Here is a 22,094-nt window from a genome sequence, read left to right on the forward strand (position 1 = left end):
CCGGCGATTGAGCTTCATTTGAACAAATAGCGGTAAAAAATGGCCTTATTTCGGTCCGGCAGGAGCAAAAAGCCCCATTTGGGGGCTCCTGCCGGAGAATAAGGCCATCAAATACCGCTATTTTGTTCAAATGGGGCGGCTACGCGGAAATAAGGGTATTTTTGACCCTTATTTCCGCGTAGCCCGCTAGCGCCCGGCCGATCCTCACCCGGCCGCGGCGCTAAACCAAGGGCAACGGGGCTCGTGCCCCTCGCCCTTGCGCGATTACCGCGGGACGGCGAGGACGACGACGCCGACCCCGCGCACCTCCAGCCGTGCTCCGCCGGCTGGAGGCCCCCCTGCTGCAGCAGGCGCCGCCGCTGCAGCTTCACCGCTCGCGCCCGCTTCCAGCGCGAGCACGTGCTCGCCGCCAAACCGGACCTCCCACGGTCCGAGGGCGGGCAGCTCCAGCGACAACGCGCCCGGGTTCGCGTTGTAGAGCACGTACAGGTGGCGGTCGGGATCGCCACCGGCGTGGTCGCGCAGCGTGAACGCCACGGCGTGCGGCGGCGCTGCCTCAAAGCGCAAATGCGCGCGAATCTCGTCCGCCGTCTTCAGGCGGAACGCGGGATGCGCTTTGCGCAAGGCGATCAAGCTGCGCATATAGGACACATCGTCCTGATGCGCAGCGCAGCGCTCCCAATCGAGCCAGTTGACCTCGATGGGCGATTTATAGCTGTTCTCCACGCCGCCCTTCGTACGCATAAATTCCTGACCGGCGTGGAGGAACGGAATGCCCTGGCTCGTCAGCACGATGGCGGAGGCGAGCCGGTGCATCGCCCGGCGTTCATCGTCCGAAGCGCCCGGTGTGGACAGCTCGATTTTGTCCCATAACGTATGATTATCATGGCACTCCACGTAGTTCACCGATTGAATCGGCTCGACCGCGAACTGTCTGAGCTGCCCCCCATAGTGAATTCCCCCGGCTACGCCGCGCTTCACCCCTTCTTCATACCCGTCACCGCCACTGATGAAGCCTTTGCGGTCAAAGATAAAAATATCCCCTTTCACCGCATCCCTCATCCCGTCGTTAAACATGCCGATGCCCGGCAGTTTCTCAGCGTTGTCCTGATTGGCCCGAAGCTCCTTGGGGAGCACTGTCTCCATCATCCAGCCTTCCCCGATCATCAGAATCGCAGGGTCGATTTCGTCTAACCGCCGACGGATTTCATTCATCGTTTCGATGTCGATCATTCCCATTAAATCAAAACGAAACCCATCGATATGATACTCCCGCACCCAGTGCAGGATCGACTCGATGATATATTTTCGCATCATCGGCCGTTCGGAGGCGCACTCGTTCCCGCAAAATGTTCCGTCGGAGAACGTCCGATCCGACTTGTACCGTAAGTAATAACCCGGCACAAGCTTCGTGAAATGAATCAGATAGCCATCGTAAACATGGTTGTACACCACATCCATAATCACGCGAAGTCCGCGGGCGTGCAGCTTTTGGATGAGACGCTTCAGCTCAAGAATCCGTGCAGCCGGATTTCTGGGGTCCGTCGAGTAGGAGCCTTCCGGCACGTTATAATTCTGAGGATCGTATCCCCAATTGTAATGGGGTTCATCCAGACGGCTCTCATCCACACTTTCCTGCGAGTAATCAAAGATCGGCAGCAGCTGTACATGCGTGACGCCAAGCCCGGCAATATGGTCAAGCCCTGTGGGAATGCCGTTAGGCCCACGGGTCCCCTCCTCGGCTAGTCCAAGGAACTTGCCTTTTTCACGGATGCCGCTTTGCGGGTGAATCGACAGATCTCGAACATGCAACTCATAAATCACCGCATCCGTCGGTGAAGCGAGCGGCGGCTTCTGATCGTTCGCCCATCCTTCCGGATTGGTGCGGCTCAAGTCGAGGATCGTCGTCTTTGTCCCGTTCACGCCCACCGCCTTCGCGTAAGGGTCAACAGCCTCGTTCCACTGCTCCCCCACCTTCACACGGTACGTATAGAATAATCCCCCGCAATCTTCCACTACCGTCAGGGTCCACGTTCCTTGCACATCCCGCTTCATGGGCAGCTCTTTGAACGGCGTTCCGTCCTCCGTTTCATACAGAACGACGAAGGCTTCGGAAGCGGTGGGGGCCCACAGACGAAAACGAGTCTCTTCCGGAGCATATACTGCACCTAAATCATCACCATCGTATACATACATCTCGTCAAACTTCGCATCAAACACCGAGATTCCCCCGGTGACTGTCACATCTCCGTAATCGATGGTACCGTGAAACTCTTTTTGTACCGACAACATCCTCACTCCAATCCCGTTAAATTCAGCAGCACGTTTTTCATTTGAAGTCCGAAGAATTTCGCCCGCACAAAGTTAACAAGCTAAGCCCGATGCAGACAAATCCCCGTAAAAACCTGTTGTCCATGCCGCTGAATCCCTCGCCCTCTGGGTATACTCATTCATCATATGGCTACTTTTCCCCGAAACGTTCCACAAGCTGTGTCAGGAACATGTAATCATCTTCCCCCACAGGCGGTTTCAAATATTCATAGACAACGGGCGTTATGTGCTGGATTATATCATCGGTTCGAAAGCTTGGTCAATCGTTTGCACAAAAGGCTGAATTCAAGCTTTTTCGCTTGTTTTACCCCTTCACTGCTCCGGCTGTAATGCCGGCGATAAAGTAGCGCTGCAGCAGCAGGAACAGTAAGATAATTGGGATCACGGCGATCAGTGAACCAGCGAACACGATCCCCCATTGCGTCGTATATTGCCCTTGGAAATTGGCCAAGGCAATCGGCAACGTCCGCTTCAGCGGATCATTAATGATGGTCAGCGCCCAGGGGAACTCTTCCCACACGGTCAGCGCGTTAAAGATCGTGGCTGGAACAAACGCCGGCTTGGAGAGAGGCAAAATGATGGAAGCAAATAACGTCCAGGCGCCGCCCCCTTCCATCTCCACCGACTCATCGATATCCCGAGTGATGGAATCGAAAAAGCCTTTAAGCAAGAACGTTGTAAACGGAATGGACCCTGCGGCGTAGACAACGATTAGCCCCCACCGTGAATCAAATAAACCCAGTTGACGAATCAAGACGAACTGGGGAATCAGCAACGTCAGACTAGGGATCACCAAGCCTCCCATAATAATCGCAAAGCTGAGGCGCTTTCCCTTAAAATCAAACCGCGAGTAAGCAAAAGCTAACATAGACGACAGCAGAAAAATAAGCGCAAAGCTTGCCAATGTCACCAGCAGGCTATTCAACAAATATAACGCGAAGTTTTGACTTCCCCACGCCTCTCTGAAATTGGATAAGGTCATTTCCGAAGGCAGAAAGCGAGGCGGAAACTCAAACAACAGCGTCATAGGTTTGAGAGCAGTTAGCAGCATATACACTAAAGGGTAAATCGATACTACTCCGCCTGCGACAAGCAGGGCGTAAGTGCAAAATGTTTTCAGCGAGCGCATATGGTTCGCCCCCTATTCCTGTTTGTTCAGACGGAACTGCACAGCCGTTAATCCAGCAATGATCACTGCAAAGACATAGGACAACGCAGAAGCGTAACCCAGATCATATTCGGAGAACGCCTTTTGATACATTCTCGTTAACATCACTTCAGTCTGATGCAACGGTCCGCCGTTGGTGATGAGATACACGGAAGTAAATACATTAAACGCACCGATAATTAACATCATTTGGATAAAAAATGTCGTGCTCCGAATCGACGGCAGCGTGATATATCGAATCTGGTTCCACGCATTGCAACCGTCTAAAGAAGCCGCTTCATATTGATCTTTGGGTACCCCTTGCAGGGCGGCCATGTAGATCACCATCGCCCAGCCGACCCCTTTCCAGATCCCAAGGATTCCAAGCACGATCAAGGCTTTGCCCGGTTCACTTAACCAACTGATCGTCCGATCCGACAGATGAAGGATATCCGTAATGGCGTAATTCAAAAATCCCTGATCGGCAAAAACATACTTAAAGATTAACGAGGCAACGACCCAAGACGTAATCACCGGTAAGAAGTACAGCACTCGGAACGTCTTGGTGCCGGGACGGTTCTGGTAAAGTGCATAGGCGACCAGAAAGCCCAAAATCATTTGGCCGGGTACAGAAATGATCCCGTAGATAAAGATATTCCGTATCGAAATCCAGAATACTTCGTCCCCGAACACATGCTTATAATTATCCAATCCAACAAATTTAAGTTGATTAATATTCGTGAGCCGAAAATCATAAAAGCTGTAGATCAAATTCCGGATCAACGGGTAGAGAATAAATAAGGCAAAAAATAAAAATCCGGGCAAAAAGAACAAGTAACCAGCTGCTCCGTTTTTTTTGCGCATGTCATGTTGACTCCTTCGTAAAAGGGAGCGCCTCCCTTACGGAAAACGCTCTCCTGAAAATGGACTACTCCTTCAACAAAGCATCGATGGCAACAACTGCCGCATCCAGCTCCGTTTTTACATCCGCATCCGTCATGAAAATTTTACTCATCGCATCATTAATCACACCGTCAATTTGCGGCCAAGCACTTACCGGCGGGCGAGCCTTCGCCGTCTTTAACTGTTCAAGAAACGGTGGATAATAATCGATCGCCTTGACATCGGCATTCTCCATCGAGGCGAGATTCACCGGAATTTGTCCAATTTTGCCCATCTCAATCTGAGCCGCTTCCGACACCATGAACTTCACAAATTTCCAGGATTCCTCCTGCTTGTCTTTACTAAAGATCCCGATATCCTCTCCGCCTAACACTTGAATGGAACCCGCTGATCCCGCCGGGAATGAAGCCATTTCGACGTCAAAATCAGGGAATTGCGACTGAAATTGAGCGACTGCCCACGGGCCTTCCGCCATCATGGCATAGCTTCCGCTCGCATGGCCTTCCGTGACCGCAACATCACCTGGCTTAAATCCAGAAATTTGACCAGCGTTGTAAGCGTTTTTAAGCTTCGTCAAAATTTCTACAGAAGCCGGGCTATTTAAATATCCGTCCGCCGTTGTAAAGTCAGGCGAGAGCACATCCCCTCCGTTGCTCCAAATCCACGGCAAGACATTCCAACCTTGAAGGGCCGGTTCGCCGAATCCCCAGCTTTTTTCATACTTACTTTTGATTTTGCCCAAAGCCTCGAAGAACTGTTCCGTCGTTTGAGGTGCTTGCTCTACACCGCTTTGGGACAGCATCTCTTTGTTCCAGAACAACACCTTGGTATTCGTATTGAGAGGAAGTCCGTAATAGTGGTCTCCTACCTTCGCTGTGGACAACGGGCCTTCCAGCAAGCTGCCAGCAACCTCGTCAAAATCTTCAAAGGCGTCTAACTGTTGCAGCATCCCGCTCTTTTGGAACTCCGGCACCCAGATAATGTCCAACCGGGCGACGTCCGGCAAATCGCCGGCACTGCCGCTGATCTGCAACTTCTTATGCAGGTCCTCCCAGGTAAAGGCAACAGGGTTCACTTTAATCCCGGGATTTTCCTGTTCAAATTTCGGAATCAGCACTTCTTTTAACGTCTTCTCTTCCGGAGATGCGGTACTGTAGTGGTGCCAGAACGTTATCGTGACCTCCTTGCCCGGTTTCGCATCCGAGTTTGTCCCGTTCGACGTCTCTTGGTTCCCCTTGGAACCGCAGCCCGCCAAAACCAGGGTCAAGGCGAGTAGAATCGGCAATAACTTGCTCCATTTATTTAACATAGGTTGATCTCCTTAATTCCGTTTTTGGAAAAGCATCGTCTCTCCGGGACCGATAAAATCAGGCAAGTTCCCGGTATCCTGCGAATGATCCAGTGTATAAGTACCAATCAAGTCAAACCGATTCATCACAGCGTCCAAAGCTTGCCGGTCCTGTGAGAAATTAATTAGAAGCACCGCTTCTTCGGTTTCGGTGTAGCGCCGGATGACGTAACACTCCGAGTCTTCCCGGTATCTAAGCTCCGTATTGCCGTGATGCAGTACCGAATCGGTAGTTTTACGCTGAATCCAAGTGCGGAACTCTCTTAACAACGGCGGCTCTGCCGAGGCCAGCTGCCAAGGCATGCTCCCGCGGCACCCTGGGTCATTCTCCCCGGTCATTCCCAGTTCGTCCCCGTAATATACGGTAGGATTCCCCGGCAGGAAGAATTGAAGGGCCAGCAGTAGCCGAAGTTTGCTTTCATCATTTCCGCAACGCGTCAAGATTCGTTCCGTGTCATGGCTTCCCAGCAGGTTAAACATTTGATTAAGTTCTGACAAAGAATAACGATGGAGTAAACTCACGAGTCTGGAATGGAACTCTGCAAGCGAAATGGAACGATCCAGACAGTAATCGAACAGAATCGTTCGCAGCTCATAGTTCATCACGCTGTCCACGCCGCCAGACGCCATCAGGCGCTTGGCATCATCCCAGATTTCTGCAATAATGATAGCGTTAGGATTTAATTTCTTGACACAGGATTTCAGCTCCCGCAAAAAGCTGATTTCCACCTCATCTGCGACATCGATTCTCCAGCCGTCGATGCCCGTCTCCTTCTGCCAAAAGGAAACGATATCGTATACGTACTGCTGAACTTCGGGATTCGATGTCCGCAGCTTAGGCATCCATTGATAATAACCCACGGAGTCGTATCCGTCTTCGCTTCGGTGAACCGGGTACCGGTTAATATAGAACCAATCCTTATATACCGAAGCTTCTCCATTTTTAACAACGTCCTGAAAATAGGGATGATAGAACCCGCAATGATTAATGACCAGATCGAGAATCACCTTAATATCGCGTTCGTGGCATTTTTGGACGAGCTCTTGCAAATCTTGTACCGTCCCGAATTGCGGATCGATTTGAAAGTAGTCCACGGTGTCGTATTTATGATTTGACGTAGCCGCAAATATTGGATTTAAGTACAATGCATTGATGCCTAGCCCGCTCAGGTAATCCAATTGCTTGATGATTCCTCGAAGATCACCTCCCATATAATTGTCCCGCGTTGGCACGCTCCCCCAAGGTTCCACAGATTCCGGATCATTCCCGGGATCCCCGTTACAGAAGCGTTCGGGGAAGATTTGATACCATACCCGGTTTCCAATCCATTCCGGAGTGTTCACCATGTCGCGATCTCCCGCATAGGCATACGAATAGCCGCCTTTGGTTCCCTCCGTCTTACGTAATCCCTCAGCACCCAGCCAATAGGATTCCCCCTTTGCAGCAAACTCGAAATTATATTGAAGGTACCGAATGCGAGATTCCATACCTGTCAATATCGTGCGATAGTACTTGAATTCACCCGATTCCGCCCATAATGTCATCGCTTGTTTCCGAATACCATAGTCCTGCTTATATTTATTCCAATAGTTTAGCGTGACTCGATTCACATCAGCTGGTAGCTTTAAGCGTACTTCCAGTTCATTCAAAGAAATGAGGGTAGCATCTACTACCGGGTCGTGATACAGATATTGGGTCATCAACTTATTACCTCATTATGTTTAGTTTGTTCAATTATTTGCCAATTTGGGTTGGAATTGAGATAAACGGTGGTACCCCCGCTTCTTTATTCATCCGAGAGAACAGCATTTGCGCCGCTTGCTTCCCCATCATTTCCAGGTCAATCTCTACGAAATGCACCGGGTATTTCAAGTATTTAGACATCGGAAAGCTGTCAAATGTAGCTAAAGCTAGTTCAGACAAGAGAGGGTTTCCATTCTCCCAGTCTAAAATTTCGAAAAGCTGTTCATGCGTACAGCAGATCAGAGCATCAGGCCGTTGCGTTTCCAATCCAGATCTAGGGGAATCGTACAGCCTCTTCAGAACATCAGCATGCTCGATTACTTGAGGTTCCAAGTCGTGTTGACGCATCGCTTCATGGTAGCCATTAAGGCGGTCACTCAGAAATTTGTCCCGCTGGGCGGTTGCACCGCCGGCATACATCATGATGTTGCGACAGCCCAAATCGATTAAATGCTCGGTCAGAATCCGACCGGCCTGAACGTTATCGATATCCACCCAAGGTGCGTCCACTTGCTTCAATGTATTTTCACCGGTTACGACAAACGGCATGTTATGTTTGATCAGCAATTCATAATTCCGTTCATTTAGCAGCGTATTGGGGATAATAACACCGTCAACCCGGCGCTCAACCACCACCCGCTCGAACGTTGATCTGCCATTCTTCCCGTCATGATCGCTCATCATGAGAAACATGTGGTCGTGATTGTATACAACCTCTTCAATCCCTTGAAGCACTTTGTAGAAATAAGGGTTAGCATAGGCCTGTTTATTGGTGTAATCAAAGCAAAAACCAACCGTAAGTGTCTTCTTCGTCGCCAATCCGCGCGCAATGGAGTTGGGGACATAGTTATACTGCTTCATGATGTCTTCGACTTTCTTCCGAGTCTTCTCGGAAATGTTCCGATTCCCGTTGATCACTCGGGATACGGTCGCCTTGTTAACACCCGCTAAAATCGCAATTTCTTGAATAGTTATCTTCGACACGAATGATCTCTCCTTAACCTGCAACCGGTTGCATAACTCATTATACAAAACGCTTACAATCTTAGCAAGCTTGCTTTTTTGTAATAAGCAAAAAGTCGCTCAGAATGGACCATTCTGAACGACTTATTATTAGCCAAGGCCCGCCGCTTAAGCCGCCTCTCCCCCGATATACTCCAAATCCTCCAGCATCAGATTTGCGAAGCTCTGTTTGATGGTTAATCCGCTTTGGACGCTGATCGTTATCTTCAGCGCCTTGAGCTTGATGTCGCGCTCCAGTGGAGTTTTGGCCTTTTGCAGCGAGGCGATTTGGGCTTGCAGGCTGGTGGCCGTGCCATTCGTTAAGAAATAACCGTGATCTTTGCCCATGTCCACCAGCTCATCTAAATGCGCAATGTCGATGGTCACTTGGAACGTAAATTCCACTGACGTAGTATGTCCCGCTGCATCCGTTGCTTGGACCGCCAGCTTGTGTGTACCAACCGACAGCGAGAACGGAACGATTTCCGCAACCCCTGTGATGGTTCGTCCGTCAAGCCGGTAAGCCGTTGATTTTGGCCCGCTGACCGCGTCATTGACAGCCACGTGAAATGGAACACTCGAAGCAACCTGCAGCACTTGCTGATCCCCGGTGAACGTCACTTCTGGCGCCAGGCGATCTACGTTAATGTACAGCGTCTTAGGCGCTTCCTCGTTACCTGCCCGATCCACGGAGCGATATTCGATCGTATACCTCCCATCGTCTGAAAGTACCAGCGGTTCGGTATACGGAATCCACTCCCCGCCATCCACCCGGTACTCCGTCCGGTCCAAACCGCTGCCGCCTTCATCCTCTGCGTTGAAAGCAACCGTAACTTCCGTCTGATTATAGACATCTGCGCCCTCAATCCCTGCGACATCGCGCTCCGTCACTGGAGCCGTCATATCCGCTTCGGTGGTGCTCGGCACGACATCAGCCAAGGCCAGCGGCTTCAACTGGTAGGTTCCTCGATAGACGGAGGCGACCCCGCTAATATCCACAGACGTACCTTCCGGGTACAGCGCCACAAAGGCATCCATCGTCACTCCGGTGCGGCCGTCAAACCGCACCCGGGTCGTGCTGCCATCTTCGCGAACGGCGTTAAATTCAAAGGAACCTGCCGGAGTAGCCGCAACCACATCCTGCACTACGACATGAGTCAGGGTGATTAGCTGACCCTGGTTCGCCTCTGTCACCGCCTCCTGAACCTGCGGCTGCGGCAGCGGGGCCGTTCCCAGCTTCTCGATCAGCACCGGATTCTCCAGTTCCACTTCCCCGTTGTACAATGTGCGGGTTGCACTGATCCGGATCAGGTCACCGGCATGATATCCCGCTGCCGTTTGGAAGACGTAAATGCCTCCTGTCTCGTCCTGCAAATAGAAGCCTTGACCGCCAAATACCCCCGGTTCGGAAATAATCACTCCTCGAACCGTGACAACCGTTCCTTCTGCTGCCTCACGCGCTGCGGCAATCGTGCTCAGCTCCGGCACCGGCGGATGGTCGCCCGGCAACGGCTCGGCATCCACATTTGCAATCTCCACCTGCTTCGTGAGCTCGTTCGCGCTGCCTTTTTTCAGACGTAAGTTAGCGCTTGTGGCGGTTACCCCCGGCTTCAACTGAACGGTCAAATCCTTAGATGCATGACCCAAGGAATCGCCTGTGAGCGAAAACGCCGGGCTGTAATTGTAATCCGACCAGCTGCCGTCCGCATTCTGGAATCGGGCGATCTGCTCGCCGCCGGCCAGGTAGATGCCTACCCGCAAATCGGATACCGTCTGCCCCGGCGTTAAGCCGTCTGCAGTCACGCGGATCTGAAATTCTTGCTGGCTTGGCAACTGCGCTTGATGGACAAAGGCAAACGTCGGCTCTGTTTCCGGTGCTTGCGACGAACCGTACGAACCCGGCTTAAACGTAGCCGGATCATACCACTTGTATCCGGGTGCAGGCTGTGCCCACGGCTCCGGCTGCGGCTCGGTTGTGGCCGCGGGCTCCTCGTCTGCGTCCAGCACAGTTGGTGTATCCAGCACCAGTCCCGGCACCTGATCAAAGGAAGTATAGTTCTCGTCATATGCCAGCCATTTCACGGTTTGCACCAGGAACAGTCCGTCGTCCACTTCCTTGAAGCCGTCATACGTCGTTTTCTTCTGGCCGTTTTCTTCCCGTACATACTTGGGTGTTGCGTCTTCCACCGGCGAAGAATCGCCGATAAACGCGGCCTTCCCAAGCCCCAGCTTGGCGATGGCTGCATAAGGGCCTTCCGCCCGGCCGCCGCCATTATAGACGCCTTCATCAACAGCATTCCCCCAGGCCGGAACGCCGGTAGGGACATAAACAAGTCCTTTGGCCTTCTGCGGATCGAGAATGGCCACGGTTGACCCTGCATGCATGGCGACCGCATCTACGCCCGCCGTAATGCCAAACGATTGCGAAGGGCTGACGATATCCGTTGCATTCACGTCACCCAGCGCGTTATAGCGGAAGCGAACGCCAAAGTTGTCTGCTAACCAGTCGGAGCTGCTCACCCCCTGCATCGCAGGTGAATTGGCCTCTTCGGTTGTCATCCCTTTCGCCGGATTTTCGTAGGCCCCGCGGCGATAACCGTTAAACACCTCAGAGGCGTCCCAGCGGTTTTTGTTACGGTCAGCATTATAATGGTCAGAGATGAAGAATACAGCGCCGCCATTTTCCACGTACTGCACCAATGCTTCCTGCTCAGCGGTCTTAAACGGAATGTTCGCTTCAGGAATCACAAAGACGTCATAAGGCTCCAATGTTTCGTAGGTAATCGCCGTTTCCCCAAACGTATATGGGATTGGGCGGTCCAGCGATTCTACCGTAAAACCGGCCGCCCGCAGCCCATCGGCAAAGTCAGAGAACCCTCCGTCAATGACCCAATCCGCTGCTCCGGCGGTTTGGCCGTGGGCGTTGTCAAACAGCACCTTCTTGCCGTTGCCGTCCGGAAGCTCGGGGATGTCACCCGGATCTGGATCTTGACCCGGGTCCTCCCCGGGATCCTCGCCAGGGTCTTCACCCGGTTCTCCCGGCTGGTCTTGGGATAATGAAATCTCGGTTACATTCTTTAATCCCGCAAAATTGTTGTACGCCGCCAGTGAACCCGATACGACCACCGACTTCCCGATCAAATCCGGGTTGCTTTGCAGGCCGAACTCCGCTCTGAAGCTGGAAGGAATCTGTACGTCGATGAGCTTCGTCTTATCCTGTTCCCCAGCCGTATCGGCAATCAGGAAGTTAAAATCGTTGCCAAAGGGCGCCTCAAAGTCCGCCGTAAGCGATCCTGTCGCATGGCCCACGATGATGCCGGCCACTTCCGCAACTTCGCCGCTGTTCCCTTTGGCAATCGCCTCCGCAACGCTGAGCGGAGCGGCAGCGATTTGCAGCAAGGCCTCGCTGCTGTTTGCTCCTGTCCCGGCCGTCGATACATCCACTGCCACATCGGCAGGCTGTGCTGCCGCCTGCAGCGCCCATCCCGGCAGCCCGGTTACGGTTAAAGCACCGGCTAATAAGAAACCTAACCATTTCCTGCGCCAAGCGTTCGCCTTGCCCTTACCCATAAATTATCGATTCCTCCCCATGCGCTTGTTTTTGATGGACTACCTCCTCATCATACTTATTTTAAAATTGAGCATTATTTCCTGTCGATTAAAATTATGTAAAATCATTCCTCTCTTTATAAACCTCAACGCTTCACAATGAAAGAAAAACGGGTACGGCCCCTCTGTTTCAAGGACTGTACCCGTATGACGATATGTCTTATACTCCTGCTTTCTCGATCATTCCGCGGGCGATCCATACTCCAGCTGCTCCCGCTTGAGCTAAGCCGCGAGTAATTCCTGCGCCGTCGCCGCCGCAGAACAGGCCGCTGATTTCCGTTTCCAGCGATTCGCTCAGCTTCGGACGGGCCGAATAAAACTTCGCCTCTACCCCGTAGAACAACGTATGCTCCGAGGCAATCCCCGGCGTCACTTTATCGAGCGCCTCGACCATCTCGATCAAGCTCTTCATCGTATTGTACGGCAGCACCAGGCCGAGATCACCCGGCACCGCTTCCTTCAGCGTTGGCTCCAGGAAGCCTTCGGCAATCCGCGCAGCGGTAGAGCGGCGTCCGCGCAGGATATCACCGTACTTTTGCACGATGACCCCGCCGTTTGATAGATCGTTGGCCCGCTGGCAAATTTCCCGCGCATACTCGTTAGGTTTATCAAACGGTTCAGTAAACCGATGTGATACGAGCAGCGCGAAGTTGGTATTCTGCGAACCCAAGGCTGGATCTTTATAGGAGTGGCCATTGGCCGCCATCACGCCGCTGTGGTTCTCGACCACGACATGTCCGGAAGGATTGCTGCAAAACGTGCGTACCCGCGTACCAACCGAAGTGTTGAAAATAAATTTGCCCTCATACAAATGCTCGTTGATCTCCCGCATCACCACATCGGAGGTCTCTACGCGAACGCCAACGTCTACCTGATTGTTCGTCATTTTCAGGCGACGCTTCTTCAGTATCTCGGTTAACCACGCAGAACCGTCCCGGCCTGGAGCGACCATCACCAGATCGGCCTCATACGTTTCGCCGTTCTTCAGCGTGATCCCTCGGACTTGGTGGCTTCCCTCGATTTTTTCCGTGATTAGGTCTTCCACTTCGGCCTTAAACAGCATATCAATGCGCGTGTTGAGATATTCGTAGATCGATTTCAGGATTTCCAGATTCTGCTCAGTCCCCAAATGGCGCACCTGCGCTCGCAGCAGCTTGAGCCCGGCGGCATATCCGCGTTGCTCGATTTGTCGGACCGCTTCGGTCATCGGATCGGTGATGGTGGTCGTCGCTCCGTGCTCCAGATTGATCGTATCGACGTATTTGATCAAATCCAGCACCTTGGACGGCGCAATGTAATCGTTCAGCCAACCGCCGAATTCCGTGGTAATATTAAATTTCCCGTCGCTGTATGCTCCAGCCCCGCCAAATCCAGCCGTGATCGAGCAGGCCGGCAAGCAACCGGCAAATTCCTTACGCCCGGCCGCAGGCGGGCAAAGCGTAATCTTCTCCTCTAAGATCGGGCAACGGCGGCGATAGATATCGTGCCCCTTGTCCACCAGAAGCACCTTCCAATGCGGCGCTTTCCGGGTCAGTTCGTAACAGGCGAAAATTCCGGCAGGGCCGGCTCCCACTACAATGACATCGTATTTGCTCATCTGTATCCTCCTGAGATGGTTAATCATTCACATGATAAATAAAAAAAATTCCTGACCTCTCATAGGTATGCGTATGCACCCTATTCGTAGTCAGGAATTTATGGTTCCTTGTAGAGACCCTCAATCCATATTATTGAGGATATACGAACTTGTTCTCTATTTCTATGGACTTGTTTGTGTTTTGGAACAACCTGAGTATAAGCGCGATAAACGGATAAGTCAAGATAAAATTAAATCAAATATTCGTGTTTTGAAACAAAACAAAAGATAAAAACGTGGATAATTTCACAACCCGCACCGAAAACACGAACATTAATACCCTATCTACCTTATGAGCAGGTTCGCATGAAGAAGGGAGTTTATTGTATAATAGTGATAGATTCACGTCATTATATTAAATTATCGAGGAGTAGATGCATCGAATGGACAGTGACAGGTATTTGGTTTTGAATGTGGTTTTGGTCGTTTTACTTATCGCGTTAACGGCGTTTTTCGTCGCGGTAGAGTTTGCGATCGTTCGGGTCCGGGGAAGCCGGGTTGATCAGTTTGTGGCGGAAGGACGGAAGGGTGCCGTTGCCGTCAAGCAGGTCACCTCAAACCTGGACGGATTTCTATCAGCTTGCCAGCTCGGGATTACGATCACCGCGCTGGGACTCGGATGGCTGGGAGAACCAACGGTGGAGAGCATGCTGCATCCCCTGTTCCACAGCCTGAACGTACCTGAGGCAGTTGGCAGCGCGCTTTCGTTTATTATCGCGTTTGTCGTCATCACGTATTTTCACGTTGTGGTAGGTGAGTTGGCCCCTAAAACCGTGGCGATCCGCAAAGCTGAAGAAATTGCCATGATTACAGCCAAGCCTTTAATTCTTTTTACGAAAGTCATGCGCCCTTTCATTTGGGCCCTAAACGGTTCTGCCAACCAGCTCGTGCGCCTGTTCGGCGTCAAGCCGGCCTCCGAGCATGAGGAAGCGCACTCTGAGGAAGAACTGCAGATCATCATTAACGAAAGCTTCGAAAGCGGCAAAATTAATCAAAGCGAATTTGGCTACGTGAATCGAATTTTCGCATTTGATAATTTGCTCGCCAAGGAAATCATGGTACCTCGCACCGATATGGTGTGTTTATATACGGACAAGACGCGGCAGGAGAACTTGGAAATCATCCGGGAACAACAATACACCCGTTTTCCGGTTGCGGATGGCAGCAAGGATAACGTCATCGGGATCGTAAATACGAAACAGTTCTTCTTAGCTTATGATCACAATCCAAATCTGGATTTTTCCGCTCTGCTGCAGCCGGTGATGGCTGTCTCCGAGGTTACTCCAGTGAATGAGTTGCTGAAGAAGATGCAGAAGGAAGGCACCCATATGGCGATCCTGATCGACGAATACGGAGGAACCGCCGGTCTCGTTACTCTGGAAGATATTCTGGAGGAGCTTGTCGGGGAAATCCGCGACGAGTTCGATAAAGAAGAGGAAGATCCGATTGTCCAGCTGGACGAATCGCATGTGGTAGCCCTTGGCACCGTGACGGTAAATCAGATCAACGAAGTGCTGCTAACCGACCTGAGCACAGAAGAAGTGGATACCATCGGCGGTTGGCTCTATGGCAGAAATCCATCGATGGATGTTGGAGACACGCTGGAGCATGAGGATTTAACCTTCAAGCTGTTGGAGAAGGAACCACACCGCTTCAAGAAACTCGAAATCGTCAAACATAGTTCCTAATGTAAAAAAAGAACGCGAGCCAGCAGATGGAACTGACCCCCGTTTGTGAGACAGGGATCAAAAACACCTTGCAAGTTAAGCAGCCAGTTGTCGATAATCAATCGGTGACTGGTTGTTTAGTTTTGTTTGAATGCGAATTGAGTTATAGTAAGTAATGTAGTCTCGAACGACCTGTTCAACGATTGCTGTCGTTGTACTCGTTAAACCTTCGAGATAGAACGTTTCAGACTTTAGCGTGGAATGAAACGATTCGATGGGGGCATTATCAGCGGGCGTTCCCTTGCGGGACATGCTCATGGTAATGCCCTTTTCCTTTACAGCTTCCTGATACGCCTGGGAAGTGTAGACACTCCCCTGATCGCTGTGAAGTATCGTACCTGGTAGATTGGGCAGCTGACGGAGTGTGTCCAGTACGAACGCAGTGTCCTGCTTGTCAGCTATACTGTATGCCACAACTTCTCCGTTAAACAAGTCTAGGATACTTGATAGATACAACATTCTTCCTCCAAACGGTAAATACGTAATATCCGTAACGAGTTTTTGCATAGGTTGATCGGCCTCAAATTGGCGTTTTAGCAAGTGTTCTGCTATATAGGCTGGCTGCCCTGTAGGTTTGCGTTTCTTGACTTTGACACGGCATTGCAGCTCTTCACGCTGCATAATCCGTTGCACTCGTTTATGGTTAATCGCTTGTTCTTTCCGAAGTAGAGCGGTGATTTTACGGTATCCATAACGAAATTTATGCTGCAAACAGAGTTCGCGGATTTTCTCTACCACAGGATCGGCATCCCTGCTTCCATACTTATCCTTCCAGCGATAGTAGGTAGCACGAGAGAGTCCCGCCCAGGCACAGGCTTGTGCCACGCTAACTTCTCCTTGGATCGATTTGATCCATTCCACTACAATCTTTGAGGATACCCCCTTTCCATCTCGTTGTACTTTTTTAGGAGATCTAGCTGCTGTTTCAAAAACCTATTCTCTGCCTTTACTTTCTCTAATTCTGACGTATATTCCGGTCCTTTGCCGTAGCTATATTGTTTACCTACAGGCTGCTCAAACCGATGTATTTCTCCGTTACGATACCATCGCATCCATGTTCTCACTTGAGAATCATGTCGTATGTTCAATTGCTCCATAACTTCTTTCACTGGGATACCAGCCATTCTCATTTCAATAGCCTTCATCTTAATCTCTTTTGGGTAGCTTACTCGGGTTGCCAACGAAAAAACACCTCCAAGGTTGTCTCCCATATCATACGACATGGTTGCATTCTCTTGAAGGTGTTTTTAATTTGTCTCACACTATGGGGTCAGTTCCGATTCATTCTCTGCTATCTCGCGTTTTTTGTTTCGGAACACACCTACATTCACCTTACCGCGCAAGGCGTCGCCGCAGCTCCGCCACCTCCTCGTCTCCCGGTTGCTCTTCCCCATACCTCGTTTCATAGTACAGTTGGAGCAACGGATCGACTATAGCTTCCAGCTCGCCCCGGGCTGCCTCTCCGATCTTCTCGGCTCCCCCTGTGCCGCCAACCCGCTTTCGCTTGCCGCCTCGGGCCGATTGGACCGCTTCTTCCCGCTGGGCAGCCTCCAGCCTGATCTCTTCTACCAATTCCCTCGGGGTCAAATAAGGCTTGAGCGAGAAGCCCCGCTGACGTTCTTTTCGCAAAAATAGTCGGTATAAAAAGCGAACGCGCTCGCGGTTATCCCGCATGTCCTCCCAACGTTCGGAAGATTTCCCGGTACGAAGCAAACGAGCGCCCATCCTGCGCCAGCCTTGCAGGGCCGATTCCCAAGTCAACAAGCTCGTCTCCTCATCGCGATAAGCAGCTTGCTCCGGTGCGGCGCTCTCCCGGCGCAGCAAGTTAAGCAGGCGATGGATGGCTTTGCGCCAATATTCCCCAGCGTTCTTGTACAGCCAATAGAGGACGAACCCCAGTAAAGCCGCTAGAAGCAATCCGCCAAACACATAAAATGCATAGTTCAAAATTTCCGACAGCAGCCCCGGTTCCTGGGGTTCTGCCGGCAACATCGGCTCCAGCGGCGGAGTTGCCGCTTCCGGCTCTTCCGTCGGCGGCAGCACAGGCTCCTGCGGGCGGGTTAACCAACGCACGATCGCTTGGAGCATTCGCCACAGCAGGCTGCCAATCCAGCGCCCCACACCGGCCGCCAGCAACACAGCAGCCACAACGATCAAGCCGACAAATAACCGGTTATGGCGACGAAGCCCCGCCGGCAGCCGCTCTCCCGATTCACCGGCCTGCGAACTGTAGCGCAGAAACTGATGGTTCGTCACGAACAGGGCCGTGGCTAAGCTGAATACGCCGGCCCAGGTGATCAACGGGACCGTCGCTTGCAGCGCTTCGATTCGCGGGAAGAAGATCCCTGCTAGGAAATAGAGGCCTAGCCCCACCCAGTACAGCCGAAAATGGCTCTGACGATTCCGAACCGTCAGCCCTTGCAGCGAGCAAAACACACCAGCGACAAACAGCGCGGCGGTTTGCAGCAGCACAACGACGGTGGAGGCTAACTGGGTAGCCGATGCGGCGTTACCTAAGCCAAGCGCGCTCACGCCCCCTGCCCAAGCCAAAGCGGCCGCGGTATAAACCGCGCCAACGGCGAGGGCAACCGCCCCGCGCTGCCATAGCTTGCGCAGCCGGGTACCAAGCAGGACTCCAAGGAGCGAGAGTAACGGCAGCAGGCCAAGCCCCGTTATCGGGAACTCCGGCGGCCGAAGGAACGCCGCGAACAGAATCCATGCCGGCAGCAGCAGCACATATTCCATGAGGCAAGCGAGGCCTGACCGCAACGTCTGCCTCAGGTAAGCGGATTCATTTTGATGCGGATCCCCGTATTCGCCCTTGTCGTTCATCCCGTCATCCCTCCCGATCTTCCTCCGAAAGCCGGCTCCGGACCCTATTCACACTTTAATCCGAACGATAGCTCTCCTTCTTCTAATCTTCATCATATCACAGAGGTGAGGACTGCGGGCGTCGTTTATCCTCAGTGTCCCTCAAAAATAGAATCCCGCTTCTCATGAAGAGAAACGGGACAGACGGGACTTGGCGAAGCAAGCGCGCCGCAAATGACCTATATGACCGATGGTTCAACGTAGTTCGTTCGTTCAATAAGCAGCGGATTTTTTCTCGCTTCCATTTCGAATTCCATCATCTCTACCAAACCATCATATAGCGAATATCTCGGCTCCCACCAGAGGATATTGCGGGCTTTGCCGTTATCGAGTACACTCTGGTCAATATCCCCCGGCTGAGCCGGACGGAAATACGGCTGGACTTGGCGGCCGAAGATCTCCGATAAGACCCCTAGCACCTCCAGAAGGGAGATGCCGCGGCCGCTGCTGACATTCAAAATCTGACTGCCTGTGCAGCGCAGCGCCTGCACGTTCGCCTCGGCGATATCCTTGACATAAACGAAATCCCGCGTCTGCGAACCGTCTCCATATACCTCCAGTGGAAGGCCCGCAATCAGTCGCTCGACGAATGCAGTTAACACCCCATCCTCACCGGTACGCCGCTCCCGTATCCCATACACATTGGCATACCGCAGGATCGAATAGTCAAGCCCGTAGCGTTCATGGAAGGATTGAATATACATCTCGGAAACTCGTTTGGACACGCCGTAAAAGGATAAAGGCTCCGTTCGTTGCGATTCCTTGATCGGCAAATGGTCGGGGTTACCGTACACCGCGGCCGATGACGCAAAGACAATCCGCCGTACACCGTAACGCACGCATTGCTCCAGCAGCTGGACCGTCCCCAGAATATTCGTTTCCGCGTCAGCCGTGGGGTGATGCAACGAGCGTTGGACACTCGTTTGAGCTGCCAGGTGAATGACGGCATCCGGCCGCTCCTCTGCAAAGATCAACTCCAAATCATCAGATACAATGTCCGTCGGATAGTATGTAACCAGATCGTCTTTTTTCCTGAGATTCCCGGACAATCTGGTATCGACCACCACCACCTGATCCCCTTGATCCAGCAGCCGCTTGACGGTGTGGCGCCCAATAAACCCCGCTCCTCCGGTGACTAGCACTTTCATCGCTTCGACTCTCCTATTCCCTAAGAAATATCGGCGTTTGCCCCATTTCCACCACCTTATGTAGGTCAAGTCCAAAATAGACTTGGTAAAATACTGGAAGCCCGTTATTTTTGCACGCGGATCAGGCACTTTGACGGTGGCTTGGCAGATCCTTTCGTTCCGAGCATACCGTGCGGATTTCACGAATATACTGCTATGAAACCTTTTCACGAGATCTACTCGATTTGATAGAGACGGAGTGGAAAAACGAATGAAATTCAAAATCCCCAAAAAAGTGGTGATCCCGGCATTTCTTCTGCTCCTTGCGGCTTGCGGACTGCTGGCCGCCTATTTGAAATACGAGCCTTCACGGCATTTTCGAGGCACCGACATCCCGGTATTGGCTACACCAGAACAGATCAGTGGAGTTGGGGGGGCAGATACGGAGGAAGCTGTTAACGGCGATACGACAAGCTCTGGACAAACCGGTGTGAAAGACAACGAGACGGCCGGAAAAGCCTCTGCGGCGCACCCTTCCTCCGCGGAGATTCGTGGAGCCCGGGGCAGCTTTAACCTGCTGCTGCTCGCCACCGATGCCCGGGCAGAGGAAGCTTCGCGCACCGATGTGCTGATGCTCGCCCATGTCAATCCGGAGGACAACACCGTCAACCTTGTATCCATCCCCCGCGACACCCGAGTTCATCTTCCCGGCATTGGGCTGACCAAGATCAATCATGCCCATGCGATGGCGGAAGCCAACGGCAAAGGGAGCCACGCCGGCACCCTCGCTGCAATTCAGGCCGTCAGCAATTTATGCCGCTGCACCATCAACTATTACGTCAAAACGAACTTCAGCGGATTTGAGCATTTCATTGATACGATCGGCGGCATCGACGTGAAGCTGGAGGCTCCCGTTAAGCTGACCTACAATGATCGGACTCTGCCTGCCGGAGAACAGCACTGGGACGGTGAGACGGCGCTCAACTTCGTCCGCGAGCGCAAATCTCTGGAAGACGGCGACAACGCTCGACAACGTAATCAGGCGCTTGTTTTGCAGGCGATTGCCCGCAAGCTGCTCGTTCCGGATAACCTGACCCGTCTGCCCGAGCTGATCCGACAAGTGAAGGAAGACATTTTGGACACCAATCTGACCGATACCGATATGCTCAGCCTGGCCTGGATGGTTCGCAGTATTGACCCGGAGGAGATGTATTTTGTGCAGTTTCCGGGGAACAGCGGGAAAGCGAAGGATCCGTTGGTCGGTGCTGAGCTGTACTACTGGATTCCGGATATGACGGCCTGGTCCGAGATATCTGGTCAACTTCTGGGGGATGAGATCGATGAGTAAAAAATCACCCTGGCCCTATCCCAACGGCCCGTTTCGCCCCAATCGACGCGGCGGTCATCCGCGGCGTCGGCGTCAGAGCCGGTGGCTGCTCCTTGCTCTGTTAGTTTTGGCCTTGTGTTGGGCCTTGCTGATGCGTTGGGAAGCGAACTATCCTTTCCCCGCTCCTACCTTCAACGTGAAAGAAGCCGGTGCCAAAGGCGACGGCCTCACAGATGATACTGCTGTTTTTCTGCGCGTTCTTCGACAGGCCGCGGCGACCGGTCATCACACGACCGTCCTCGTCCCCCCTGGTACGTATTTGCTCGCTCTGGACGAGCCGCTGCCGATTTACAGCGGCGTCACCCTGCGCGGTCTGGGCCGGCCTGTCCTGAAATTCCGTGCGATCACCGGAGCCCGGTACGGCTTTGAAGCGATCTCTGTCCAGGGGCACAAAATCCGCATCGATGGCATCGTAATCGACGGCGGTTCACGGCTGACCCGTGGGATCAGCGTGCACCACGGATCATCGAACGTGCAAATTGTGCATAGTACGATCCAAGACTTGAACCAGCCGGCTGATCGCCAGCACCCGCTGTCCACGACCGTCGTCGCCGGCATTATGATCTATGGCGACACCGTGGACATCAGCATCCTTGGCTCCACAATCACCGGAATCTCCGCGAGAGAAACCTCCCCCGTCGCAAGGGGGATCATGGTTTGGAGCGAACCAGGGCGCACGATCGCCCGCCGCGTTAGTATTACAGACAACCTAATCTCTTATATTACCCCGCGAGAGGATGCAGACGGTATCTATTTTGATCAGCCGCCTGCTTCTTCGCCGCGATCAGATTCGGTCGTCTCGGGGAACATCCTCCACCACACCGCCAAACGCGGCATTAAAATCTCCGCCCCAGGCGTTCTTGTGAAAAACAATCGCATCCTTAACCCTTACTCCGGAGATAACCACTATCTCGTTACGCCCAATGACCAACTGCCGCAGGACATGTACGCCGCCATATCTGTATATGCCGGTGATGTGACCGTATCGGACAATACGATTGGTGGGCCTGGCAGCTTCTATGCTGCGATTGAAGCCAATGTTGAATCGTCCGGCGGCATCGTCATCGAGCGCAACCTCATCGAAAGCAGCGATGGCCAGCCTTTCCCCGGTTCAAGCGGGATCCGCCTCGACCAAATCGGCAGCTTCCGCATCGCCGGAAACGTCATTACCGGCGCGGAAACCCCCATCCGCTTGTCGAAGGAGGCCAAGGCCGCGCTGGCATCAGGGGAAGGAACGCTGACAGACAATACTGCCAAGTAAT

14 protein-coding genes and 1 riboswitch are annotated in these 22,094 nt (G+C 52.6%); of the genes, 3 read left to right on the forward strand and 11 right to left on the reverse strand.

What is annotated here, in order from left to right:
- Positions 1-264 precede the first annotated feature (264 nt).
- From pulA to C812_RS16220, 8 genes are all read right to left on the reverse strand, one after another.
- Complete coding sequence (gene pulA, locus C812_RS16185) at positions 265-2,289, reverse strand: type I pullulanase (RefSeq protein ID WP_084770809.1); 2,025 nt, start codon at positions 2,287-2,289, stop codon at positions 265-267.
- 346 nt (positions 2,290-2,635) lie between these two features.
- A complete protein-coding gene (locus C812_RS16190) occupies positions 2,636-3,460 on the reverse strand; it encodes a carbohydrate ABC transporter permease (protein ID WP_016313729.1) in 825 nt (274 codons plus the stop codon).
- 12 nt (positions 3,461-3,472) lie between these two features.
- On the reverse strand, positions 3,473-4,342 hold the full coding sequence (locus C812_RS16195; protein WP_016313730.1) for a carbohydrate ABC transporter permease: 870 nt from the start codon (positions 4,340-4,342) through the stop codon (positions 3,473-3,475).
- A gap of 64 nt (positions 4,343-4,406) precedes the next feature.
- On the reverse strand, positions 4,407-5,690 hold the full coding sequence (locus C812_RS16200; protein ID WP_016313731.1) for an extracellular solute-binding protein: 1,284 nt from the start codon (positions 5,688-5,690) through the stop codon (positions 4,407-4,409).
- A gap of 12 nt (positions 5,691-5,702) precedes the next feature.
- The gene (locus C812_RS16205) at positions 5,703-7,430 is read right to left on the reverse strand and encodes a glycoside hydrolase family 13 protein (protein ID WP_016313732.1); all 1,728 of its coding nucleotides are present in this window, start codon (positions 7,428-7,430) and stop codon (positions 5,703-5,705) included.
- A gap of 34 nt (positions 7,431-7,464) precedes the next feature.
- Entirely contained in the window at positions 7,465-8,457 is a 993-nt protein-coding gene (locus tag C812_RS21610) for a LacI family DNA-binding transcriptional regulator (RefSeq protein ID WP_016313733.1), read from the reverse strand.
- Between the two features lie 147 nt (positions 8,458-8,604).
- The gene (locus C812_RS16215; protein ID WP_016313734.1) at positions 8,605-12,045 is read right to left on the reverse strand and encodes a DUF6359 domain-containing protein; all 3,441 of its coding nucleotides are present in this window, start codon (positions 12,043-12,045) and stop codon (positions 8,605-8,607) included.
- 199 nt (positions 12,046-12,244) lie between these two features.
- Positions 12,245-13,681: an NAD(P)/FAD-dependent oxidoreductase gene (locus C812_RS16220; protein WP_016313735.1), complete on the reverse strand. Its 1,437-nt coding sequence runs from the start codon at positions 13,679-13,681 to the stop codon at positions 12,245-12,247.
- Between the two features lie 67 nt (positions 13,682-13,748).
- Positions 13,749-13,848, reverse strand: a riboswitch (purine riboswitch).
- 255 nt (positions 13,849-14,103) lie between these two features.
- Here C812_RS16220 and C812_RS16225 point away from each other — a divergent pair.
- The gene (locus tag C812_RS16225; protein ID WP_016313736.1) at positions 14,104-15,408 is read left to right on the forward strand and encodes a hemolysin family protein; all 1,305 of its coding nucleotides are present in this window, start codon (positions 14,104-14,106) and stop codon (positions 15,406-15,408) included.
- Between the two features lie 75 nt (positions 15,409-15,483).
- On the opposite strand, the gene C812_RS16230 is transcribed toward C812_RS16225, so the two are convergent.
- From C812_RS16230 to C812_RS16245, 3 genes are all read right to left on the reverse strand, one after another.
- Positions 15,484-16,628, reverse strand: a protein-coding gene (locus C812_RS16230; protein WP_157274712.1) for an IS3 family transposase whose coding sequence is annotated in 2 segments (ribosomal slippage) — positions 15,484-16,355 and positions 16,355-16,628 — 1,146 coding nt in all. Because the reading frame shifts where the segments join, the coding sequence is not laid out codon by codon here.
- Positions 16,629-16,779: 151 nt separating this feature from the next.
- Entirely contained in the window at positions 16,780-18,279 is a 1,500-nt protein-coding gene (locus C812_RS16240) for a DUF4129 domain-containing protein (RefSeq protein WP_016313737.1), read from the reverse strand.
- A gap of 218 nt (positions 18,280-18,497) precedes the next feature.
- Complete coding sequence (locus C812_RS16245; protein ID WP_016313738.1) at positions 18,498-19,466, reverse strand: NAD-dependent epimerase/dehydratase family protein; 969 nt, start codon at positions 19,464-19,466, stop codon at positions 18,498-18,500.
- Between the two features lie 250 nt (positions 19,467-19,716).
- Between C812_RS16245 and C812_RS21615 the strand changes: the two genes are divergently transcribed.
- Entirely contained in the window at positions 19,717-20,793 is a 1,077-nt protein-coding gene (locus C812_RS21615) for an LCP family protein (RefSeq protein ID WP_016313739.1), read from the forward strand.
- Positions 20,786-22,093 (forward strand): glycosyl hydrolase family 28-related protein, encoded by a 1,308-nt coding sequence (locus C812_RS16255; RefSeq protein WP_016313740.1) that lies wholly within the window; start codon positions 20,786-20,788, stop codon positions 22,091-22,093. The genes C812_RS21615 and C812_RS16255 overlap by 8 nt, the downstream gene beginning before the upstream one ends.
- The last annotated feature ends 1 nt before the right edge of the window (position 22,094 follow it).

Origin of the sequence: Paenibacillus barengoltzii G22 (genome assembly GCF_000403375.2) — a bacterium.
Taxonomy (GTDB): domain Bacteria; phylum Bacillota; class Bacilli; order Paenibacillales; family Paenibacillaceae; genus Fontibacillus; species Fontibacillus barengoltzii.